This window comes from Catellatospora vulcania, assembly GCF_009720385.1.
Taxonomy (GTDB): Bacteria; Actinomycetota; Actinomycetes; order Mycobacteriales; family Micromonosporaceae; genus Catellatospora; species Catellatospora vulcania.
Map to the genome: position 1 here is coordinate 1,158,673 of NZ_WARX01000001.1, position 21,113 is coordinate 1,179,785.

The 21,113-nt window shown below is 72.2% G+C and carries 21 protein-coding genes; 9 read left to right on the forward strand and 12 right to left on the reverse strand.

Going from position 1 to position 21,113, the window contains the following annotated elements:
* Positions 1–188: 188 nt before the first annotated feature.
* The 9 genes from F6W97_RS24560 to F6W97_RS24595 all read right to left on the reverse strand — a co-directional run bounded on the left by F6W97_RS24560 (position 189) and on the right by F6W97_RS24595 (position 8,357).
* The gene (locus tag F6W97_RS24560) at positions 189–1,361 is read right to left on the reverse strand and encodes a hypothetical protein (RefSeq protein ID WP_155372746.1); all 1,173 of its coding nucleotides are present in this window, start codon (positions 1,359–1,361) and stop codon (positions 189–191) included.
* Positions 1,358–1,879 carry a SigE family RNA polymerase sigma factor gene (locus F6W97_RS24565; protein ID WP_155372747.1) on the reverse strand — a complete coding sequence of 174 codons (522 nt, stop codon included), beginning with the start codon at positions 1,877–1,879 and terminating at the stop codon, positions 1,358–1,360. Before F6W97_RS24565 ends, F6W97_RS24560 begins: the two co-directional genes overlap by 4 nt.
* Before the next feature lie 82 nt (positions 1,880–1,961).
* The gene (locus F6W97_RS24570) at positions 1,962–3,317 is read right to left on the reverse strand and encodes an MFS transporter (RefSeq protein ID WP_155372748.1); all 1,356 of its coding nucleotides are present in this window, start codon (positions 3,315–3,317) and stop codon (positions 1,962–1,964) included.
* Positions 3,318–3,387: 70 nt separating this feature from the next.
* Positions 3,388–3,891: a potassium channel family protein gene (locus F6W97_RS24575; protein ID WP_155372749.1), complete on the reverse strand. Its 504-nt coding sequence runs from the start codon at positions 3,889–3,891 to the stop codon at positions 3,388–3,390.
* A 97-nt stretch (positions 3,892–3,988) separates the two neighbouring features.
* A complete protein-coding gene (locus F6W97_RS24580) occupies positions 3,989–4,954 on the reverse strand; it encodes a formylglycine-generating enzyme family protein (protein WP_155372750.1) in 966 nt (321 codons plus the stop codon).
* A gap of 58 nt (positions 4,955–5,012) precedes the next feature.
* Positions 5,013–6,428: a sulfatase family protein gene (locus tag F6W97_RS24585; protein WP_155372751.1), complete on the reverse strand. Its 1,416-nt coding sequence runs from the start codon at positions 6,426–6,428 to the stop codon at positions 5,013–5,015.
* A 161-nt stretch (positions 6,429–6,589) separates the two neighbouring features.
* Positions 6,590–6,667, reverse strand: coding sequence for a putative leader peptide (locus F6W97_RS41560; protein WP_407924605.1), 78 nt, complete (start codon positions 6,665–6,667; stop codon positions 6,590–6,592).
* An 87-nt stretch (positions 6,668–6,754) separates the two neighbouring features.
* Complete coding sequence (locus F6W97_RS24590; RefSeq protein ID WP_155372752.1) at positions 6,755–7,474, reverse strand: hypothetical protein; 720 nt, start codon at positions 7,472–7,474, stop codon at positions 6,755–6,757.
* A gap of 82 nt (positions 7,475–7,556) precedes the next feature.
* Positions 7,557–8,357, reverse strand: a complete 801-nt coding sequence (locus F6W97_RS24595; protein WP_155372753.1) for a TetR/AcrR family transcriptional regulator — start codon at positions 8,355–8,357, stop codon at positions 7,557–7,559.
* Positions 8,358–8,434: 77 nt separating this feature from the next.
* Here F6W97_RS24595 and F6W97_RS24600 point away from each other — a divergent pair, with 77 nt between their 5' ends.
* Positions 8,435–9,265, forward strand: coding sequence for an alpha/beta fold hydrolase (locus tag F6W97_RS24600; protein ID WP_230686929.1), 831 nt, complete (start codon positions 8,435–8,437; stop codon positions 9,263–9,265).
* A gap of 13 nt (positions 9,266–9,278) precedes the next feature.
* On the opposite strand, the gene F6W97_RS24605 is transcribed toward F6W97_RS24600, so the two are convergent.
* Both F6W97_RS24605 and F6W97_RS24610 read right to left on the reverse strand, forming a co-directional pair.
* Positions 9,279–9,869 carry a hypothetical protein gene (locus F6W97_RS24605; RefSeq protein WP_155372754.1) on the reverse strand — a complete coding sequence of 197 codons (591 nt, stop codon included), beginning with the start codon at positions 9,867–9,869 and terminating at the stop codon, positions 9,279–9,281.
* Positions 9,870–9,998: 129 nt separating this feature from the next.
* Positions 9,999–11,030 (reverse strand): LPXTG cell wall anchor domain-containing protein, encoded by a 1,032-nt coding sequence (locus F6W97_RS24610; RefSeq protein ID WP_155372755.1) that lies wholly within the window; start codon positions 11,028–11,030, stop codon positions 9,999–10,001.
* A 178-nt stretch (positions 11,031–11,208) separates the two neighbouring features.
* Between F6W97_RS24610 and F6W97_RS24615 the strand changes: the two genes are divergently transcribed.
* The 5 genes from F6W97_RS24615 (at position 11,209) to F6W97_RS24635 (ending at position 18,158) form a co-directional block, all read left to right on the forward strand.
* Positions 11,209–12,699 carry a peptidase M16 family protein gene (locus F6W97_RS24615; RefSeq protein WP_155372756.1) on the forward strand — a complete coding sequence of 497 codons (1,491 nt, stop codon included), beginning with the start codon at positions 11,209–11,211 and terminating at the stop codon, positions 12,697–12,699.
* A gap of 68 nt (positions 12,700–12,767) precedes the next feature.
* Entirely contained in the window at positions 12,768–13,250 is a 483-nt protein-coding gene (locus F6W97_RS24620; protein WP_155372757.1) for a hypothetical protein, read from the forward strand.
* A gap of 61 nt (positions 13,251–13,311) precedes the next feature.
* Complete coding sequence (locus F6W97_RS24625; RefSeq protein WP_155373109.1) at positions 13,312–13,959, forward strand: DNA alkylation repair protein; 648 nt, start codon at positions 13,312–13,314, stop codon at positions 13,957–13,959.
* A gap of 112 nt (positions 13,960–14,071) precedes the next feature.
* Positions 14,072–17,302 carry a lamin tail domain-containing protein gene (locus F6W97_RS24630; RefSeq protein ID WP_155372758.1) on the forward strand — a complete coding sequence of 1,077 codons (3,231 nt, stop codon included), beginning with the start codon at positions 14,072–14,074 and terminating at the stop codon, positions 17,300–17,302.
* A 103-nt stretch (positions 17,303–17,405) separates the two neighbouring features.
* Positions 17,406–18,158 (forward strand): hypothetical protein, encoded by a 753-nt coding sequence (locus F6W97_RS24635; RefSeq protein ID WP_155372759.1) that lies wholly within the window; start codon positions 17,406–17,408, stop codon positions 18,156–18,158.
* 71 nt (positions 18,159–18,229) lie between these two features.
* Here the strand turns inward: F6W97_RS24635 and F6W97_RS24640 are convergent, their stop codons facing one another.
* Positions 18,230–18,928, reverse strand: a complete 699-nt coding sequence (locus F6W97_RS24640) for a Clp protease N-terminal domain-containing protein (protein WP_155372760.1) — start codon at positions 18,926–18,928, stop codon at positions 18,230–18,232.
* 130 nt (positions 18,929–19,058) lie between these two features.
* Between F6W97_RS24640 and F6W97_RS24645 the strand changes: the two genes are divergently transcribed.
* The 3 genes from F6W97_RS24645 (at position 19,059) to F6W97_RS24655 (ending at position 21,091) form a co-directional block, all read left to right on the forward strand.
* Complete coding sequence (locus F6W97_RS24645) at positions 19,059–19,685, forward strand: hypothetical protein (protein ID WP_155372761.1); 627 nt, start codon at positions 19,059–19,061, stop codon at positions 19,683–19,685.
* 144 nt (positions 19,686–19,829) lie between these two features.
* On the forward strand, positions 19,830–20,108 hold the full coding sequence (locus F6W97_RS24650; protein WP_155372762.1) for a hypothetical protein: 279 nt from the start codon (positions 19,830–19,832) through the stop codon (positions 20,106–20,108).
* 227 nt (positions 20,109–20,335) lie between these two features.
* Positions 20,336–21,091, forward strand: a complete 756-nt coding sequence (locus F6W97_RS24655; protein ID WP_155372763.1) for a PLL family lectin — start codon at positions 20,336–20,338, stop codon at positions 21,089–21,091.
* Positions 21,092–21,113: the final 22 nt, after the last annotated feature.

The window sequence follows — 21,113 nt, forward strand, 5'->3', positions numbered from 1 at the left end:
AGGCAACAGGGTCGGGCACCGGTCGCCACGTTCGCGCGGACCGGGGCCGCCTCGAACCTATCGAGGGGTGCACATGCCATGTCAAAAGGATCGTGCATATTGGGCCGATTTGCCCCACAAGGTTCGCCCGATCGAACGACACCGCCCCCGCAGCCGGAGCTTGCGGGGGCGGAGTCGTCGCACGACGGTCACGGCCGGATCGGCCGGTCCGTCCACTTGCTCTCGTCCCCGTGCGCACCGTCGACGATCCGCACCGATCGTGCGTACGCCAGCAGCGCGTCCCGGCCCAGCGGCGCACTGACCTCCAGCGCGAACCCGTCCAGCCCGTGCAGCATCACGAAGGCGTCGCCGACCACCGCAGGACGGCCGTCGACCTGCTCGTTGGCCTGGCCGGGCTTGTCCGCCGGGGTCGCCACCGAGTCCGCGATCACCGTCGTCGTCACGTCCGGAGGGAACAGCAGCGGGTCGGTGTTGTCCGCCCGGCTGAACACCAGACCGGGCCGGACGAACGGGGTCCCGTTGGCGTGGGTGCCCCGGTAGACGGTGGTTCCGGTAAGCCGCGAGCACTCCGGCACGCCCGGGACCGTGAACGGCATGGTCACCGCGGTCCCACGCCCGATCACCAGTTGCCCGGCGGCCTGCGCCGCGATGGCCCGCAGCACGGCCATGGCCTCGCCCGTCGGCGGCGAGCCGGGCTCCTGCCTGCTGTCGGCCGCCGCGACGAACGCCCACCCGCCGTCGGCCCACTGCCAGCCCAGCCGTGCCGCGTCCCGGCCGACCACGCCCTGCCCACCGGGCAGCCACGACGCGGGCCTGCCGCCGACCTGGCCGGCGCTCTCCGCCCCGGTCAAGTCGACCGGTGCGAAGTCGTCGGCGGCGGCCGACGAGAACACGGGCTTGCCGCCCGCGGCGAACACGATCACCTCGACGGTGAACCGCTCGGCCGCGTCGTAGAGGGTGACGGACTGCCAGTACCGCGCCGTGCTGAAGTCCTGCACGTGCATGCCGGACACGCCGCTGACGTCCACCCAGTGCCGCATGACGTCGAACTCGACCGGTGCGGTCCCGGCCGGGCGGGGAGAGGTCGACACCGACGGCGTCGGCTCGGGGGTCGGGCAGGGCGGCGGCGGAGGTCCCAGCGTGACCGCCGGACTCGCCCCCAGGTTCGCCGGGCCGTTCGCAGCGGTGAACCAGGCGGGCACCGCAGCACTGCCCGCCAGCAGCAGCGCCAGCGCCCCGGCCGCGCCCGCCGCGCGCACCCGGCGCTGCCGGCGGCCGGTGCGCACCGCCCGTGCCACGTCCACGCCCGAGGGCGGCAGCGGGTCCTCCCGGAACGCGTTCAGCACATCCTCGTCATTCATCGGTCCGCTCCCTTCGCTGTGGTCGCCGTGGCGGGGTGCTCGCCGAGCAGCCGCCGCAGGGTCGCCAGGCCGTCGGAGGTCTGGCTCTTCACCGTCCCCGGCGAGACCTGGAGGATCTCCGCGACCTCCTCGACCGAGCGGTCGGCGAGGAAGCGGAGCACCACCGCGGCACGCTGCCGCGGCGGCATCTGGCCGAGTGCCACCTGCAGCACCATCCGGGTGTCGGAGTCCGTGGCGGCGGCCACCCGGTCGCTGCCCGCGTCCGAGGCCAGGGCGACCCGGCTCCAGGCGAGGCGGCGGTCGTCCAGGAAGGCCCGCACCAGGATCGTGTGCAGGTACGCGTCGAGGTTGCGGGCCTGGCTCGCCTGCCGCCACTTCACATACAGCCTGGTGATGGCCTGCTGCACCAGGTCGTCGCCCCGATGCGGGTCGCCTGCCAGCTGCGCGGCGATCCGCCGCAGCGCGGGCAGCCGGGCGGTCACGTACGCGACGTACTCCCGCTCGTGTTCCCCGTTCATTCCACCTCCGTAGTCGCACTCATCCGGTCGACGGGCGCGGCGACGGCTCCGGTTGGGTGGACGGTGTGACCAAGGGCGGGGCTTACCGGCTACCGGCTGATTCCGGCAGCGAGACGTCGTCGCCCTGGCGGGGCGACGGTGCACCGGTTCCGTCTTCGGCGTCGCCGCCGGAGGCGCGGGCGTCGGCGAGCGCGTCCGCGGGGACGTGCCGTTCGAGGAAGCGCCGGGCCAGCCGGGTCGACGGGTGGATGCCGATGGTGGCCGCCACGATGATGCCGGCGATCACCAGCCAGCCGGCAGCTCCCCAGTTCAACGCGAGGAAGGTGTACAGCGCCGGTGCCCAGACCTTGCCCAGCGTGCCGCTCAGCTCGGCCGCGCCCTGGTAGGCGCCGCGCTGGCGCGGGTCCATCAGCTCCGCTTCGAAGGACCAGCTCGCCGCCGAGAGGTAGAGCTCGGCCCCCGTCACCGTGACGTGGCCCAGCCAGACCAGGAAGATCGTCACCCAGCCGACGGTGTCGTGCGTCGCGAGCGTGATCAGGCAGGAGAGCACGAAGAAGGTCGCGGACAGCCGGGTCGCCTTGAGCGCGGTGGGCAGGTCCTTGACGCCGCGGGAGGTGACCATCGGCAGGAAGATGCACATCACCGTGTTGGTGGCGAACAGGAAGGCCAGCACGACGCGCGGGGCGTCGGTCTGCTCGACCAGCCAGAGCGGGATGACGACGTTCAGCAGCACCTGGTTGGTCCAGAACACCCCGCCGAAGAAGGTGGTGAGCAGCCAACCGGGGTTGCGCAGCGGACCCGGGCCGGGGATGCGCACCTTGCGCTCCTGCGGGCTGCGTTCGTCGTGCGGGGCCCGCGGCAGGCGGGTGACCGAGGCCGCGTTGACCAGGAATACCGCGGCGGTGAACCAGGGCAGCGCATGCAGCACGTCGTCGGAGTGGAACGCGAGCGCGATGCCGCCCATCACGGAGCCGAGGGTGAAGCCGAGGTTGAGCGCGGAGTACATGTAAGCCCGTGATTTCACCCGCTCGTCCGGTGGCAGCACGTCGATCGTGTACGCCCCGTACGCGGCGCCGCCGAGGGCGCCGATCACCTCCATCCCGACGGCCATGACGACGTAGCCCTGGAAATCGGTGACGAACGGCCAGACCGCGAACATCGCCGCCTGCCCGGCGGCGCTCACCGCCCACATCCGCTTCGGCCCGTAGCGGTCGACCAGCTTGCCCATCGGCACGGCGGCCAGGAAGGCGGCGATGCCGGCGAACGTCAGTCCGAGACCGACCTGGGCAGCCGACAGCCCGACGATCTTGGTGAAGAACACCGCCGATCCGGTCATGAACGAGCCCTGGCCGAGGGCGAACAGCAGCGACTGCACGGATAGGCGGCCGGCCAGCGGCGACGGTGGGCGGGCACGGCGCAGGAGGGAGGAGAGCGTCACCCGGGGGATTCTGTAGGGATGGTACGACGGTTGTCGCCCCATTTACCCCCGCGCGACAGCGGGGAGAGGGTCAGCTGCCGCGGCGCTCGCGTACCCGGGCGGAGATCTGCTTGGACAGCACGGACAGCCCGGTGGCGATGATGACGGCGTTGAACAGCATCTGCAGGCACAGCAGGCCACGCGCGGCCTGGCCCTGGGCGTGCACGTCGCCGAAACCGACCGTGGCCAGCGTGGAGATCGCGAAGTACAGCGCGTCGATGCGGGTGTTCAGGTCGACGAACTGGCCCGGGGCGTTGATCGCGACGAGGTAGTCGGCGAGTGCGAAGAACAGCACCCCGGCGACCAGTGCGGTGAGCAGCCCGGTCAGCGGGGCCTGATCCGCGTTGATCTGGCGGCTGACCTGCCGCAGGATCAGCGCCACCGCGACGGTCAGCCCGATGAGTGTCGCGATGGTCCGGGCGAGCAGCGACCAGGTGCCGTGGCCGATGTCGGTGGGGATGACGAAGTACACGGCCAGCAGCAGCGCGCTGTTGAGCAGCGCCTGCGCGAGCGGGTGCAGCCGAACGACCGACATGTCGGTATTGTCGCCGACGGCCCGGCGTCCCGGGGTGCGCTGCGGCGGGGCGCGCCGACGCCGCGGGTGGGCTGCGCGACGGCGACCGGCGGGTTCGTCAGCCCGCGGCGACCCGGAAGCCGACGTTGCCCGCGGAGCTGTCGGGCGTGTTCGAGGAGCGCGCCGCGATGCGGTAGCGGTTGCAGTACGACTCGTGGCACATGTGCGAGCCGCCGCGCATCACCCGCGCGCTGCCGTCGGGCGGCCCGGCCGGGTCCACGCGCGGGCCGGTGACGTGGAAGTCGACGCTGAACCAGTCGGCGCACCACTCCCACACGTTGCCCGCGACGTTGTACAGGCCGTAGCCGTTGGGGCGGTACGACTTCACCGGGGCGGTGCCCAGGTGCCCGTCGGCGGCGGTGTTGCGGGTCGGGAACTCGCCCTGCCAGATGTTGCACAGGTGCCGCCCGCCGGGGGTCAGCTCGTCGCCCCACGGGTAGCGGGCCTGCGCCAGGCCGCCGCGGGCGGCGTGCTCCCATTCGGCCTCGGTCGGCAGCCGGGTCCCCGACCAGTCGCAGTAGGCCTGGGCGTCGTGCCAGGACACGTGCACCACGGGATGGTTCTGCAACGCGCCGACGTCGGAGCCGGGCCCGTGCGGGCGCCGCCAGTCGGCCCCGGGCACTCCGGCCCACCACGGCGCGCCCTGCACCCGCTGCGCCTGCCGGGCCAACTGCGGCGACAGGAACCCTTCGAACACGAACGAGAAGCCGAACCGCTCGGCGTCGGTGACGTGCCCGGTGGCCTTCACGAACGTGGCGAACTGGGCGTTGGTGACCGTGGTCGGGTCGATGCGGAAGGGGCGCAGCTCGATCTCGCGGACCGGGCCCTCGCCGTCGGCGGGGAAGCCTTCGGCGTCGTCGGTGCCCATCAGGAACCGGCCGCCGGGTATGGCGACGGTGCGCGCGGCGGCCCGCGACGGAGTGCGGGGTGCAGCGGTGGCCGCGGGCCGTGCAGCCAGCGTGAGCAGGGCCGGTCCGCTGCTGTCGGCCGACGGCGCGCAGCAGGCCTGAGGGTGTGCGGTCATGGTGGTCCCTTCGTGGTGCCCGGCGGCGGAAGAGCCCGCCGCCGGGCGGCCGGTCAGGTCAGGGGGCGGTGCTGCCGGAGCTGACGCGGTCGGCGGCCAGCTGCGCCGCCAGCGCGGGGATGCCCAGTGCCTGCTCCTGGGCGGGGGTGGCGTTGTGGAGTTTGTTGACCAGCTGGTGCGGGTCGTTGGCCAGGTCGTAGTACTCGCGGAACAGGACCGCTCCCGAGCCGGTCGGCAGGCCGTTGGCGTCGGTGTGCAGCTGGTAGTACTCGGTGTACTGCTTGTTCGCGCCGATGTAGGAGGCCCAGGTGTGCGGGCCGCCCGCGCCGGTGCCGTGCTTGAAGAATTCTGTCAGCACGCGGGTGCGGCGGTGGGAGCCGAGCAGCGAGTGCCCGTCCTGCGGGTACTGCGCATCCGGGGTGATCCCGGCCGCGTCGAGGATGGTCGGCGCGATGTCGATGTTGGCGGCGAGCCGGCTGTCGTTCGTGCCGGTGTCCAGGCCGCCGGCCGGCCAGGACACGAAGAACGGCACCTCGACGACGGGGGTGTAGGGCACCGACTTCTTGGTCCAGCCGTGGTCGGCCCAGGCGAAGCCGTTGTCGCCGATGAAGAACACCAGCGTGTTGTCGAGCTGGCCGAGGGCTTCGAGCTTGTCGTGCACGGCCTGCACGGCGTCGTCGACCGACAGCAGGGTGCGCAGCTGGTTGGTGCGGATGTTGCGGCCGTCGGCCAGGGTGCCGGTGGCGTCCTGGATGAAGCCGGGCTTGTCGGAGCGGTCGGCCTCGGGCACCGACGGGCGGCCGTCCCACGCCGGGACGGGGGTGTCGGCGTACTTGCCCTCGGGGGTGTTCGGGCCGTGCGAGGCGTAGGGGGCGAGGTAGAGGAACCAGGGGCGGGTGTCGGCGGTGCTGCGGTCGAGGAAGCTCAGCGCCCGGTTCTTCACCACGGTGGTGGTGTAGTTGTTGATCGTCTGCACGGTGCCGTCGACGTTCCAGGTGCCGTTGGTGTAGGTCGGCGGGGCGAGCACGGCGAACTCGTCGAAGTAGGGCGGGTTGTCGTCGACGTCCCAGCCGTTGAGGTACTTGCCGTACAGGCCGGTGCGGTAGCCGGCCTGCTGCAGGTAGCGCTGCACGGTGGAGTGGTGGTTGAGGTTCGCGGCGTGCTGGTTGCCGCGTACGCCGTGGTTGTGCGCGTACTGGCCGGTGAAGATCGAGGAGCGGCCCGGCGCGCACAGCGGGGTGGTCGCGTGCCCGCGGGTGAACTCGACGCCGCCGCCGGTCAGCCAGGCCCGGGTCTTCGGGATCGCCCAGGCGGTCTGCTTCGGATGGTCGTCGGTGACGATCACGAGGACGTTGGGCCTGGTGTCGGCGGCCTGCGCGGCGGCCGCGGGCCAGCCGGCCGCCGCGGTCGCGCCCGCCGCGGCGGACGCCGCGAGGAACGTGCGCCGCTTGAGCGAGGGGGTGGTCTCGGACATGGACCTTCCTTTCGTACGCGCACGGCAGCCTCACGCCGCGCAGCAGGAACCGCCCGGCGTGCCGCCGGTCGGGTGGGGGAGCGGGCGGCGGTGGCGGTGCCACGCGGCCGCGAAACGCAGCGCGGTAGGTCAGCCGCCCGTGGGCGGCCGGAGCGCGCGGGTCAGCGCAGACAGAGCGAGCTCGCCTGCCGTCGGAGATCGACGTGCCGGCGGGCCGTGAACAAGGGCCTGCGCTCCATGTCCCCGAGCCTAGGAAAGGCTTTCGAGGATCTCAAGAAACTCGATATTTCGTCTTCCGAAACCGTGTTAACTAAACGGCCGCGGGCTCACTCCCCATGGCCGGCGAGCCGCGCCTGCAGGTGCTGGAGCCCGGCCCTGGTCCCGATGGCGGGCCGGTCGTGCGGGTGGTCGACGTACCAGCGGATCGTGTCGGCGACGAACCACGGGTCGGCCTCCCAGCCGAGCGGGAGACGCGGGTACTTCGCGAACGACGGCGCGACCAGGTCGGGGCGGTCCAGGAGGAGGGCCAGGTGCTGATCGTTGCGGCGCGGCCGCAGCGGGGTGCCGCGGCGCAGCGCGTCCCAGGGCGTGGTCACTGACCGCATGTTCCGCACGCGCACGCCCTCGGCTCGCAGCTCCAGCCGGGGCAGGTCGAACCAGGCCAGCAGCGCGCCCCCGACCGCGACCAGCATGAGCGGAATGTCGACCAGAACCTCGAACAGCCCGAGCTCAGCCCATGTGTCACCGGTGGCGGGACCAACCATGATTCCGCAGATCAGGATCCAGAAGAGGCTGAACCCCAGCCACATCCGCGACGACACGGTGAAAGCGCCAGCCCTGACATCGAACGTGGTCCGTTCCCCGCTGGGACGCAGCACCATCAGCAGCAGAAACGCGCAGGCCACGCCGAGCTGGGCCAGCTCCATCAGGAGTCCGACGGGCACCGGCCGGTCCGGGACGGCGGCGGCGATCACGCGCCAGCCGATCGTCAGCACGACGGTCAGCACGATCAGGCCGCGGACGCGGGCGAGCCGGGAGATGTGCATGGCTCGGCATCGTACGTGCCGTGCCCGCCTCCCGGCGGCCGGTGTGCTCCCGCCGTCTGCCGGGGCCGGGTGCTGCGCGGCCTCACCCCGTGACCTGCTCCAGGCCGTCGAGCAGCAGGCGCAGGCCGCCGTCGAGGGCTTGTCTGGCCTGGCGGACCGGGTCGTAGTCGGTGTCGGTCGACGAGCCCGCCAGGTGAGTCGAGTGCGGGAAGCGCTGCGCGAAGTCGGGGGCGAGCCGGGCGAGCAGCGCGGAGCGTTCGGTCCACCACTGCTGGTCGGAGGTGCCGGTCGCGGCCGCGGCGGCCCGGCCCTCGGCGGCGGTCTGCGCGGCGCCGCGCACGAGGTGGAACAGCGCGCTGACGGTGGGCCGCAGCCGCCGCGCCGGCAGGTCGGCCGGGTGCAGGACGGCCAGCAGCGATTCGAGGACGGCCTGCTCGTGCGGGCCGAGCACCGGCCGGGCGTAGGAGACCTGCAGCAGCCAGGGGTGGCGCAGGTAGCAGTTCCAGAGGTCGTCGGCCCAGGCCAGCACCGCGGGCCGGAGGCCGCCGTCGCGGGGGTACGCGTGCGACAGGTCCGCGTGGGCGTGGTCGTACATCAGGTCGACGAGTTCGCGCTTGCTCGGCACGTAGGTGTAGAGGGCCATCGCCGAAGCGCCCAGCCGCTCGCCGACGGCACGCATGGACAGCCGCTCCATCCCGTCGGTGTCGGCGAGCCCGATGGCGGCCTCGATGATCGCGTCGACGGTCAGGCCCTGCTTAGGGCCGGGTGCGGTGCGCCCGGTCCGGCGGCCGGTCGCCTGCTCGGCGGCGGCCTCGGGGGAGTGGGCCCGCCACAGCAGGGCCAGGGTTCGGGCCGGGTCGCCCTGGCCGCCGTACAACGTCATATGGCAACTCCGTACGCCGTAAGCTAATGTCTGGGTCCCGGATCACTTTACGGCATACGGAGATGATGTTGGCGAGCGTGGAGCTGCACGACGGCAGCACGATCCAATTCGAGGCGCACGGCGACGGGCCCGTCGTGCTGCTGCCGGTCGACCCGGCCCCGGCCCAGGGCCCCAAAGCCGACGCGATGCGCGCCTGGGGCGCAGACCCGGCACTGGGCCAGTCGCTGATCGACGGGCTGCGCGACCGGTTCCGGGTCGTCGCCGTCGACTACGAGGGCCACGTCATGGCACACCCCAAGCCGGGCACCCTCACCCCCGGCAACGCCGCCCTCGACCTGCTGGCCGTCGCCGACGCGGCCGGAGCCGACCGGTTCGCCTACTACGGATACTCCTGGCTCGGCCTGCTCGGCCAGCAGCTCGCGCTGCGCACCGACCGGCTGTCCGCACTGGTCATGGGCGGCTACCCGCCGGTCGGCGGCCCGTACCCGGCGATGCTCGCGGTGACCCGCGCCGCCCACGCGGCGTCCCTGGCGGCCGTGGCGAACCCGCCCGCGCCGACCGAGACCGTGCCCGGCGACTGGTCGACCGTCTCGGTCACCACGACCGTCGACCAGACCAGGCAGTTCGTCACCCTCTACGAGGCGTTGCGCGACTTCGACGACCGCGCCGCCCAGCCGTCGCTGAGCTGCCCGCGGCTGTGCGTCGTCGGCTCCGCCGACACCATCTCCTACGACGAGCAGTGGGGCGGCGTCACCGTCGACATCGCCGGCCCCGTGCGACGCGAGCGGGCCGCCCTCGAAGCGCTCGGCTGGGACGTGGCCGTCCTCGACGGTCTCGACCACATGCAGGCCATGCAGGCCGCGGCCGTACTGCCGGTGCTGCGCCCGTGGCTGGAATCCCGCCTCTGACGGCCGGAGCCGATCAGTCCTCCTCCACCCGGCGGGGCCGTCCCGCGAGCAGGCACAGCACCGCGGTGGCCAGATACAGCACGGTGACCGCGAGCCAGCTCTGCCGGTGCTCGGTCAGCTCACTCGGCAGCATCGGATGCGCCAGCCCGTCCGGGTCCTCGACCACCGTCACCGACTCGCCGATGCGGTAGGCGTCGGAGTCGGCGGTGAGTTCGCCGCCGACGGCGCGCCCGGAATGGGCGGCCAGCGCGTAGTGGTAACGGTCGGTAGGCCCGCTGCTCTCCCGCACCGACATGACCTGCGCCTCCGCCTGGCCGCCGCGCAGCTGCAGCAGGCTCGGACCGGTCTCGCGCGCCACGATCACGACGAAAAGAAAACCGATCACCGCGGCGACTGCCGTCCACACCGGACGAAACCCGGACACCGCGAACCAGCCCGCGGCCAGGCCCGCGGCGAGGATCAGCCCGACGGCCAGCCCTCGGTGCTCGGCGGGCAGCAGCGCGGAGCCCGCCAGCCCCGCCGCGAGGGCGGCCACGGTGATGACGAGGAACAGCCGAAGGCCGCGCAGTTGCCGGGGGTGCAGCGCCCGGAGGGGGTTTCGCATGGCGTGAGGGTAAGGCCCCGGGCCCGATCACGTGCCCTGGCCGGACGTGCAGTCTTTCCACCTGCGAGTACGCAGGAAAGGTGGGCTCCCCGACAAGCGGGGAGCCCACCTTCAGCCGAAGGTGACGGCTCAGCCGATGCGCTCGCGGCGGCGACGCGACATCACCAGCAGGACCGCGCCCAGCCCGACCATCGCCACACCGGCCAGCGCGACGCCGGCCAGCGGCGCACCGGTGCGCGGCAGCGTGCCGGACTCCGGCGACGGGCTCGCCGAGGTCGTGACGACCTGCGACGGGCTGCTCTGCGGCGAGTCACTGACCTGCGCCGACGGCGAGGCGCTGACCTGCGCGGAGGGCGACGTGCTCACCTCCGGCGAAGGCGAGCTGCTCGGCTCGGGGGACTGCTCGGGCTCCGGGGTGATCTCCGGCGAGGTCTCGGGCGACGGGGACGTCTCCGGCGACGGGCTGATCTCGGCCGACGGCGACTCCTCGGGCTGCGGCGTGACCTCGGCCGACGGGGTGGCCTCCGGCGACGCGCCGGTCTCGGCCGACGGCGAGGCGCTCGCCTCCGCTGACGGCGAGAGGGTGGCCTGCGGCGACGCCGACGCGGAGACGCTCGGCTGCGGCGCGGGGGAGGGCGACGGGCTCGGCGCCGGCGGCGGCACGTCCTTGCCGGCACACGTGTGCGTGACCACCAGCTTCAGCTTGTCCTGGCCGTTGTCGCCCTTGCCCTTGCCGTTCGTCTTGGCGGTCAGCTTGGCCTGGGCGGTCACCAGTTCCCAGCCGTGCGGCACGACGACCCACGCCAGGTGCGGGTTCGCGGCGTTGGCGAAGCCGTCCGGGTAGGCGTCGGCATCGCCGGTGCGGATGAACGTCTCGATCTCGCCGTCGCCGTCGGAGAACGTCGCCTTCACGCCCACGACCTGGTCGAACTCGGTCGCCGGCGAGTTGAAGACCCAGCCGTCCTTGGTGTCGCCGATGGCACCGACCTCGGTGCAGTCCCGGGTGAAGTCCTCGGCCGCGCTGCCCCGGTGAGACTCCTGCAACACGACGTTGTAGGGAGCATCTGGCTGATCGTCGGCCAGCGCCGGGATCGCGGCGAAGCCGGTGCCGGTGGCGAGCACCGCGCCCGCGATGATCGCGATGCGCCCGCGCTTGTTCATTGTTGCTCCGAGGGTCTGGTCAGCAGTGTGCACGGTGATCCTGCCCGGTCGGCGACCCCGGTAGATCACGTCGACGGACCGACCTCGCGGACCGACAGGCCGCCCTGCCCGACCGTTCGGCCAGCTCAGGCAACATGCAGCTCGACCGACGGTTGACCCGGGCTCATACCATCCGCGCATGCGGCGGGCAGAAATCGACACCGTACGGGTGCTCTGGCAGGAGATGCCGGGTGACTTCACCGCGACCCTGACGTTCGCGGTGGGCTGCCGGGACGAGGACGTCGACCAGCTCGGCATCACCCTTCTGGTCACCCGGCACCTGCTGCTGAGCCTGCTCGCCGAGCCCGACGAGTCGGCCGGACTGCTGCAGACGTCGTTCACCCTGACCGGTGAGCCGACCCGGGTCGCCGAAGACCTCGCCGACCTCGCGGCGCTCGTCGCGAACCCCGACCTGGCCGGTCTCGTACTGACCGCGCAGCAGCTCGACGCCGCCGACCGGCCGACCGAGCTGGGGCTGGACGTCGACGACGCGGTCCGCGACCCGTGGGGGTCGCTGCTGGCCCGCCGCCTCGGCCCGACCGGCCCCGGACTGCTGCGCTGGCCGCCCGTCGACCCGCGCCGGCACACCGCCGACGAGGTCCGCGCCCACCTGGCCCGCTGGTTCACCGCCGGCAACGCCGTGCTCACCTGCACCGGCCCGCCCCCGGCCGGGCTGCGGCTGCCGCTGCCGGCCGGCCCGCGCGCCGAACACGCGTCGTGCCCGCCAGGTGCCGCCACCGGACCGGCCTGGTATGCCGACGAGGTGGTCGCGCCCGGCATCGCCGTCAGCGCCACCGCCGGCCCGCACGCGTTCCTGCTGCTGCGCCTGCTCGGCACACGGGTCGACGCGGCACTGGAACAGGCCGGGGTGAAATCCTGGTCCAACGAGTGGTCCACACCGGTCGGCGGCGACCGCCTGGAACTCGGGCTGAGCCTGCACCTGCTGGGCAAGGCCCGGCAGCGCGACAGCACGACCGCGGCTCGGATCCTGTGGCAGCAGCTGCAACGGCTGGCCGCCGACGAGCCGACACCTGCCGAACTGGACGACATCGTCACCCGCTACCTGCGGCACCCGGCCGATGACCCGCAGCTGCGGGGCCACCTGGAACGGGCCGGTGCCCTCACCGCCGCCGAGCAGGCCCACGCCCAGGCGCCGCTGGTCGACGCCGGGCACCGGGAGCTGTTCGACGTGCCCGACGAGTTCGGCGAGGCCGAGGTGACCGCCGCGGCCCGGCTCAGCCCGGCGGAGGTGCGGGCGGCGGCGTCGTCGTGGCTGCCGTCGGCGCTGCTGGTGGTACCCACCGGCGTGGAGGTGGCCGGGCTGGCCCGCACGGGCTGCCCGGTCAGCTCGTACACCCCGCAGGGCGAGCCGCTGCGGCCGTCGCTGGCCCGGCGTTTGCGCGGCGCCAAGGACCGCCTCGTGCTCGGCGACTACGCTTGCCACCACGTCGCGGCCGACGGCACGGTGCACACCTTTCCGATGCGCGATGTCATGCTGGTCCAGCGCCGGGGCGAGACCCTGCTCGGCAACATCGGTCACGGCTGCCTGGTCGACGTCAGCGGGTTCACCGGCGTCGACAAGCTGGTCACCCGGGTGCCGGCGCAGCGCCACCGGATCGCCCACGACTGAGCCCAGCCGCAGCTCAGCCCGGCTGCGCGGGCCGCCGAGGATTTGACATCGTTCGTACGATCATGCCCGTGACCTCGACAAACATCACCTGGCTGTATCGCGCCTCGGTCGCGGCGGCCGCCGTAAGCGCCGCGCTGGCAGTGTGGAGCTGGTGGCCGACGCGCACGGGCGGCGACAGCCTGATGATCTTCCTGCCGATGTGTCTCGTCATCATGGTGATCCTGCCTGGAATGCTCGTGTCGAGCCGTCGCCAGCCGAACCGGAACAGCCCGCTGGCCATGTGGCACCACGTGCGCTGGTTCCTGCGCGACGCGCCGCGCTGGGCGGCGGCAGTCTGGTTCCTCGCGCTGGCCGCTGCGGTCGCATCCATGCTGACCGTGCTGGAGCCCGGTATCCCCGGTCCGGATGTCGCCGTCCGCATGTTTCCTGCGGCGGCCTTCTACTTCGCTGTCACCGGGGCCCTCACGTACCGGGCACTGGCCCGGGACCAGCAGGCCGACGTAGCCGGCCCGCTTCGCCCGGCCACGACTGGCGGCCGGGTTCCGTCGTAGGCTGCATCGCGCACGTGATGGACAGGAGGCTGCGGTGACTGAGACGACGGTGGCTGAGGTGATGGCCGAGCTGGCCGCGCTGGAGGACCCGAAGGCGCGCGTGGTGAACGAGCGGCACGGCGACGATCACGGTGTGAATCTCGGCAAGCTGCGCGCGATCGCGAAGCGGCTCAAGACGCAGCAGGAACTCGCGCGCGGGCTCTGGGCGACCGGTGACACCGCGGCACGGCTGCTGGCCCTGCTGGTCTGCCGCCCGAAGGCGTTCGGGCGCGATGAGCTGGACGCCATGCTGCGCGAGGCGCGCACCCCCAAGGTGCACGACTGGCTCGTCAACTACGTGGTGAAGAAGAGCCCGCACGCCGAAGAGCTGCGCGTGGCCTGGTCGGCCGATCCGGATCCGGTCGTCGCCAGCGCGGGCTGGGCGCTGACCACCGAACGGGTCGCCAAGCAGCCCGCGGGCCTTGACCTGGCGGGACTGCTCGACGTCATCGAGGCGCAGATGAAAGACGCCCCCGACCGGCTGCAGTGGGCGATGAACCACTGCCTGGCCCAGATCGGCATCGAGCACGCCGGTCTCCGTGCCCGTGCCATCGGCATCGGCGAGCGCCTGCAGGTGCTCAAGGACTACCCGACCCCGCCGGGCTGCACGTCTCCGTTCGCGCCCGTCTGGATCACCGAGATGGTTCGCCGAGCTGCAGCACCGTCGTGATCGGATTGCTTTTGTCCGCGCGTGCACAGTATTCATTTGCGGGTCATCGGGTTGGGTTTACCTCTTCGTGACCGGCCAGTAGGGTCTTCCTCCTAACCCCAGGAGGAAATCGATGCGTCGCACTTTGCGCGCCGCTGTTGTGCTTGCCGTGCTGGCCGGATTCACCGCGGCGTCACCCGCCGCCCTGGCCGCGCCGACCGACCTGCTCATTTCCGAGTATGTCGAGGGCAGCTCCAACAACAAGGCACTGGAGTTCTACAACGGCACCGGTTCGGCCGTGGACCTGGCCGCCGGGCAGTACGTCGTGCAGTTCTATTTCAACGGCGCGACCACCGCCGGCGGGACCATCGCGCTGACCGGCTCGGTCGCCGACGGTGACGTGTTCGTGCTGGCCCACGCCAGCGCCAACGCCGCGATCCTGGCGCAGGCCGACCTGACCAGCGCGGCCAGCTTTTACAACGGCGACGACGCGATCGTGCTGCGCAAGGGCGGCGCGTCCGGGACGGTCGTGGACTCCCTCGGGCAGATCGGCACCGACCCCGGCACCGAGTGGGGCACGGGCCTTTCCAGCACCGCCGACAACACGATCCGCCGCGACGCGGCCGTGTCGCTCGGCGACACCGAGCCCGGCGACGCGTTCGACCCGGCGACCGGCTGGGTCGGGTATGCCACCGACACGGTCGACGGCCTGGGCGCGCACAGCTCCGGCGGCGGCCCTGTCGACGCCCCCGCGACTCTGACCTGTGGCGGAGCGCTCACGGTCGGCCAGGGCGAGGTAGGCACGCGCGCGGTGACCGCGACCGACGCCGACGACACGATCGTCGACCTCGCCGTCACGAACGTCGTCCCGGCCCCGGCCGCGGGTTCGATCACGCGCACCGCGTTCACCCCGGCCACCGCCGCGGGCGGCACCGCGACCGCGACGGTCACCGCCGACGCGGGCCTGCCGTCCGGGTCGTACGCGGTCACCATGACCGCGACCGACCTCGACGGCACCACCTCGACGTGCGGGTTCACCGTCACCGTCAACCGGGTGCTGACCGTCGGCGAGGTGCAGGGCCCGACCACCGACGCCGAGAACGGCGTGACCGACCGGTCGCCGCTGGCCCCGGCCTCGGGCACCAGCGGCCTGGTCGACGTGCAGGGCGTCATCACCCAGCGGACCCTGGCGCGCACCGCCGCCGGTGTGGCCCAGTACGGCTTCTACCTGCAGTCGCGCACCGGCGCCACCGATGGTGACCCGACCAGCTCCGACGGCATCTTCGTGTTCATGGGCGGCTTCAGCTCGCTGATCGGCGGCTACGTGCCGACCGTCGGCGACGAGGTCGTGCTGCGGGCCCGGGTGTCGGAGTACTTCTTCATGACCCAGCTCTCCTCGGCGTCGCTGGTGCGCGTGATCGCCTCCGGCGTCACCGACACCGCGGTCACCAACGCCACGCCGCCGCAGGACCTCACCGCGGCGAACCGGTTCTGGGAGCGCCACGAGGGCGAGCAGCTGCGCGTGCGTGCGGGCAGTGTCGCGGCCAGCGGCCGTGACGTGTTCGCCTCGACCGCCGACTCCGAGGTGTACGTCCTCGACGTCGACGACGCGCTGCTGGACCGCACGGACCCGCTGACCCGGCGGGTGTACCGCGACGCGCACCCGATGGACAACGACACGGCCCACGTCTTCGACGACGGCAACGGCACCCGGATCATGCTGGGCACCACCGGTGTGAAGTGGACCGCGCAGGACACCGCGGCGATGCTGCCGCCGGCGCACACGTTCGACGTGCTGGCCGCAGACGCGGTCGGTGGTCTGAACTTCTCGTTCGACAAGTACGGCATCCAGGTCGCTTCCGCGGACTTCGGCGCGGGCGCTGACCCGTCGGCGAACAACCCGCCGGCGCCGATCAACCGCGACCGTGAGCTGGCCGTGGCGACGTACAACGTGGAGAACCTGTACGACTTCCGCGACGACCCGTTCGACGGCTGCGACTACCTGGGCAACTCCGGCTGCCCGGGGGTGTCGCCGCCGTTCGACTACGTGCCGCTCAACGAGGCCGACTACCAGGCGCACCTGGGCGCGCTGGCGTCGCAGATCGCCGGCGACCTGCACGCCCCGGACCTGCTGCTCGTGCAGGAGGCCGAGGACCAGGACATCTGCGCGGTCACCGGCGGCGCGCTGGTCTGCGGCGATGTGAACAACGCCGACGGCAAGCCGGACACGTTGCAGGAGCTGGCGCTTGCGGTCGCGGCCGCGGGCGGTCCGGCCTACGACGCGGCGTACGACCGTGACGGCGCGGACGTGCGCGGCATCGTCGCCGGGTTCCTGTACCGCACGGACCGGCTCACCCTGGCCGCCCCGTCGGCGGTGCTGACGGCCACGCCGGGGGTGGAGTTCCGTTCGGCGGCGCTGGACTACAACGCCGACGTCCAGAACCCGAAGTCGCTCAACGCGGTGCTCCCGTCGGATGTGGACAAGTCCACCGGTGTGGACGGGTCGAACGTGTTCACCCGTGCCCCGCAGGTGGCCCGGTTCACGGTCGCGGCCCAGCCGGGCGGCGCCGAGTCCTACGAGCTGTGGGCGGTGTCGAACCACTACTCGTCGACGCCGCAGGCGCGGGTCGGTCAGCGTACCGAGCAGGCCCGTTACGGCGCGGCGATCGTCGCCGCGATCGAGGCGGCGTCCCCGCACGCCCGCGTGGTCTACGGCGGCGACCTGAACGTGTTCCCGCGTCCGGACGACCCGATCGCGATGTCCGACGCAGACACCCCGTCCGACCAGCTCAAGCCGCTGTACGACCTGGGTCTGCACAACCTGTGGAACGACCTGGCGGCGCAGGTCCCCGGCAGCGCGTACTCGTACGTGTTCCAGGGCTCGGCGCAGACGCTGGACCACCTGTTCGTCAACGACGAGCTCTACGGTGACCTGGTCAAGATCCGGGCGGCGCACATCAACGCCGACTGGGCCGCCGATTACGAGGGCGACGGCGCCCGCGGCGCCAGCGACCACGACCCGCAGGTGGCCGTGTTCCGTACCCGTGCTTCGCTGCGGGTCTCGGACACGACCGCCGTCGAGGGCCAGCCGCTGGCGTTCACGGTGACGCTGTCGCGGCCGCTGTCCCAGGATCTGAGCGTTTGTGCCGCGACGGTCCCCGACACTGCCAAACTCCTGCTGGACTTCACGCCGTACCTGGGTTGCCGGACCATCCCGGCGGGCCAGGTGTCGGTGGTCTTCCCGGTCGAGACCAGGACGGACAAGGTGAGCGAGCCGGCTGAGAAGCTGTGGCTCGGCGTCGTGGCCGATCCGCGGGTCGTCGACCTGGCCGACATCACCGGCCAGGGCACGATCACAGGCTAGCGGTGGGGCACGTGGGGCCGGGTGCGCGCGAGCGCCCCGGCCCCACGTCGTATCCGCCGTCGACGGGTCGGACAGGACCGGCCGCGACGCCTACGATCCGCTCGTGCACAAGCTGATCGCGGGTTCGCTCGCCGGTTCCGGGTTGTTCCTCCTCATGGTGCTGGACACGCTGCTGCCGGGCGGTCCGCACATCCCGATGGGCGTGGTGTTCGTGCCGTTCGCCCTGGCCTTCGTCTGCTTCCTCGGCGTGATGAACGCGCTGACCGGCAGCTACTTCGGTCGGCTGCCGATGTCCAGGATGTGGCCGCTGCTGCGGCTGCTGCCGCCGCCGGTCAAGGCGGCCGGGGCGGTGCTGCTGATCGGGGCGCTGGTCAACTTCTTCGTCTCGAGTGGGGGCGTGACGGACGAGGCGGACTTCCAGCGCACGTTCGCCGGTAACGGTGTGTGGATCAGCGCGGCCGCGGCGATTCTGGGGTACGCCGTGCTGCGACGCGACCGGATGCCCGTCGATGCGCGGCCGGTGGAGTCCGTGGCGGCACGCCGGTGGTGGATGGCCGGCTCGGTCGTCTTCGGCGCTGCCCTGGTCGCGACCTGGCTGTTCGTCCCGCACGTGTTCGATGAGCGGGCGACGCACGAGGACCTGCAGGCGCGCTTCGGGTCCAGCGGGTGGGTGTCGCACCTGGTCGCCGCCGACACCTCGCACGGCTCCTTCCGCGTGTATTTGGACAGCGAAGACTCTGCGGTGGCGGCCGAAGCCTGCGCCTCGTTGCGCCAGTACGCCGCCGACCTCGGCCGGTCCGCGAACCTGTACTTCTTCGACGGTGCACACCAACCGAGCCGGCTGCCCTCCTGCTGATGCCTACGACGTCCGGCCCTGCGTGGGACGGGCCGGACGTCGCCGCTGCTTCGGCGGCGTGCCTGCGGGGGTCAGCGGAGCCCGGCGAGCGCGGCCTCGGCGCTGTCGCGGGTGACGCCGCAGCGGGTGAGCAGGCCGACGGTGTCGCCGTCGGCCAGGTCGAGGATGCCGAGCAGCAGGTGTTCGGTGCCGATGTGCTCGTCGCCCAGGCGCAGGGCCTCGCGATGGGTGAGTTCGAGGGCCTTCTTGCCCTGGGGCGCGAACGGCACGGGGCCGGTGCCGGGGGCGCCGGTGGCGGGGAAGTGTTCGGCCAGCGCGGCGCGTACCGCCTCGACGGTGCCGGTGGCCTCGACGGCCCGGGTGCCCAGGGCCGCGGGGTTGCGCAGCATCGCCGACAGCAGGTGCTGCGGGCCGATGTGCTCGTGCCCTGCGGCGATGGCCTCCTGCTGGGCGAGCACCAGGGCCTGGCGGGCGGCGTCGTCGTAGCGGGCGAAGGTCCGCAGGTCCGACTCGGAGCTGTTGTCGGACTCCTTGGCCACGAAGCGCTTCTGGGCGGCCTGCTTGGTGACGCCCATGCTCTGGCCGATGTCGGTCCAGGACGCGCCGGAGTGCCGGGCCCGGTCGACGAAGTGCCCGATGAGGTGGTCGGCCAGCTCGCCGAGGTGCTGGCCCAGCACGACGGCGTCGCTGAGCTGCTCCAGCGTGTCGCCGTCGGGGTGGCGCTTCTTGATGACGTCGATGAGGTCGTCGAGTCGAGGTGTCTCAGCCATGCGTCAACCTTAGGTTGACGGTCCCTAGGGCGTCAACCTTGGGTTGACGGTGGCCGTTCGGCCGATCTTGTGGTGAGTGGACGACCGGCTTACGGTTTGGCGACCGCGCCGCCCTATCCGGGAGCTCTCGATGACCGACCCCGCCCGCCGACCGGTGGCTCCCGCCCTGCGCAACACGCTCATCGGCGTCGCGGCACTACTGATCCTGCTCACGGGTGCGGGCGGCGGATACGCCGTGTGGGCCGTGACCGGAGCCGGCAGCCCCGCCGCCGACCCGGCGGCCGTCGCCGCGGTGTCGCCGAGCCCGACCGGCGACTCCTCGCCGAGTCCGACCCCGAGTGCCGTGTCGAGCCCGACCGCCAAGCCCTCACCGAGCCCGTCGAAGACGCCCGCGGCCAAGCCCACCCCCAAGCCCAGCCCCAAGCCCACGGCGAAGCTGAAGGCGCTCTCGTTGCAGGTCGCCGTCAACGGCTCGAAGTTCACCGCCACGCTCACCGCGACCGTCACCGGCACGGGGCCGGTCCGCATCCGGGTCGACTTCAACTACCCGACGGGCGGCGTGGGCACCGGCGACATCGTCCGCTACGTCACCGTCAACGGCACCGGCAGCCAGTCCGTGAAGACCGTCTCGACCAGCGTCGGCCTCAGCACGGTCTGCGCGCACCCGGACACCCCGCTCGGCCGGGGCATCAGCGCCAGCGTCCAGGTTCCGCCGCACGGCGATTTCTACCGCACCGAGCTGGCCGACTGCCCGTGACCCGGCCCGTCGGCCGCTGACGCCGCCCACGGCATTTCGGTGCCGGACACGACACTCGCCACGGTCGTCCGGTGGCCGGTGTGCGCCATGCTAGGCGCAGCCGCGTCCTGGGTAGGGCAGGGCCGACGACCTAAGGATGTGACCATGCCCGAGATGCACGTGTCGCTCGACAGCGACGACCTCAACGCCGTGGAGCGCAAGCTCCAGGTGCCCCTGGAGGCGCAGCTGACCTCCGCGCTGGAGCAGGCCGCCAACCGCGTCGCCGACCAGTACGACGGGCAGGGCGAGGCCGAGGTCGCGGACTGGATCCTCCGCGAGGCCCGCGCGGGCCTGCACCCCGACATCGCCGAGGGCTTCCAGCCCGACGAGGCGAAGCTGCGCGAGGTGGCGCGGGCCGTGATGCGCGGGGAACGGTTCGCCTGAGGCTGCTGCGGCGTGATGGGGCCTGTGGTGGGAATGGGCAGGCCCCGAGCCGGTGCGGTCTGCGGCCGAGGCGAGGACGATATGGAGGAAGGGGCAATCGTTCGGTCTCGGACAAAGGGGAAGCGATGTCCTACACAGATCAGCTAATCAGGGCAGGCACGTGGGTTGAGGTACCAGGAGGGGGACGCACGATCGCCGGACCGGGCGTCACGGTCTCCGGCGCCAACGTGCTCGAACTCTTCGTGCGCGGCACCGACAGCCGCATCTACCGCAACCGGACCGGCAACTTCCCGTTCGGGCCCTGGACCAAGGTCGAGGGCGACGGCAAGACCGAGTCGACCCCGAACGCCGTCAACTTCAACGGCGAGTTGAACCTGTTCGTGCGCGGCACCGACGACCGCATCCTCCGCAACCGCTCCGGCGGTGCGGGCTTCGGCACGTGGCTCAAGGTCGAGGGCGGGGGCCTCACCTTCTCCGCACCCGCGCCGGTCGTCTTCGGCAACCGGCTGCACCTGTTCGTGCGCGGGACGGACCAGGGAATCCACCGTAACAGCAGCTCCGGCGGGTCCTTCGGCAACCGGTGGCGGGAGATCGGCGGCAAGACGCTGTCCGCACCCTGCGCGGTGGTGTTCCAGAACCGGCTCAATCTGTTCGTGCGCGGCACGGACAACCGCATCTACCGCAACGTCAGCGCCGACGGCAGCACGTTCGGCGGCTGGCTGGAGGTCGAAGGCGGCGGGCTCACGCATGACGGCCCCTGCGCCGTCGTCCTGAACAACCAGCTGCACCTGTTCGTGCAGGGCACCGACGACCGCATCTACCGCAACAGGTCCGCCGGTAGCGGGTTCGCCGACCGGTGGCAGGAGGTCGAGGGCGGCGGCAGGACGCTGTCCGGGCCGGGCGCCACCGTCTTCGGCAACGCGATCGAGCTGTTCGTGCGGGGCACCGACGACCGCATCTACCGGCAGTTCGCGTCCGCCTGACGAGCGGGTCCCGGGCCGGCAG

Coding starts and splice junctions, on each gene's coding strand:
- F6W97_RS24615 (WP_155372756.1), top strand. CDS start 11,209: ATGCGGCGGGCAGAAATCGACACCGTACGGGTGCTCTGGCAGGAGATG.
- F6W97_RS24610 (WP_155372755.1), bottom strand. CDS start 11,030: ATGAACAAGCGCGGGCGCATCGCGATCATCGCGGGCGCGGTGCTCGCC.
- F6W97_RS24605 (WP_155372754.1), bottom strand. CDS start 9,869: ATGCGAAACCCCCTCCGGGCGCTGCACCCCCGGCAACTGCGCGGCCTT.
- F6W97_RS24595 (WP_155372753.1), bottom strand. CDS start 8,357: ATGACGTTGTACGGCGGCCAGGGCGACCCGGCCCGAACCCTGGCCCTG.
- F6W97_RS24590 (WP_155372752.1), bottom strand. CDS start 7,474: ATGCACATCTCCCGGCTCGCCCGCGTCCGCGGCCTGATCGTGCTGACC.
- F6W97_RS24580 (WP_155372750.1), bottom strand. CDS start 4,954: ATGACCGCACACCCTCAGGCCTGCTGCGCGCCGTCGGCCGACAGCAGC.
- F6W97_RS24640 (WP_155372760.1), bottom strand. CDS start 18,928: ATGGCTGAGACACCTCGACTCGACGACCTCATCGACGTCATCAAGAAG.
- F6W97_RS24645 (WP_155372761.1), top strand. CDS start 19,059: ATGACCGACCCCGCCCGCCGACCGGTGGCTCCCGCCCTGCGCAACACG.
- F6W97_RS24650 (WP_155372762.1), top strand. CDS start 19,830: ATGCCCGAGATGCACGTGTCGCTCGACAGCGACGACCTCAACGCCGTG.
- F6W97_RS24575 (WP_155372749.1), bottom strand. CDS start 3,891: ATGTCGGTCGTTCGGCTGCACCCGCTCGCGCAGGCGCTGCTCAACAGC.
- F6W97_RS24585 (WP_155372751.1), bottom strand. CDS start 6,428: ATGTCCGAGACCACCCCCTCGCTCAAGCGGCGCACGTTCCTCGCGGCG.
- F6W97_RS24630 (WP_155372758.1), top strand. CDS start 14,072: ATGCGTCGCACTTTGCGCGCCGCTGTTGTGCTTGCCGTGCTGGCCGGA.
- F6W97_RS41560 (WP_407924605.1), bottom strand. CDS start 6,667: ATGGAGCGCAGGCCCTTGTTCACGGCCCGCCGGCACGTCGATCTCCGA.
- F6W97_RS24565 (WP_155372747.1), bottom strand. CDS start 1,879: ATGAACGGGGAACACGAGCGGGAGTACGTCGCGTACGTGACCGCCCGG.
- F6W97_RS24560 (WP_155372746.1), bottom strand. CDS start 1,361: ATGAATGACGAGGATGTGCTGAACGCGTTCCGGGAGGACCCGCTGCCG.
- F6W97_RS24625 (WP_155373109.1), top strand. CDS start 13,312: ATGGCCGAGCTGGCCGCGCTGGAGGACCCGAAGGCGCGCGTGGTGAAC.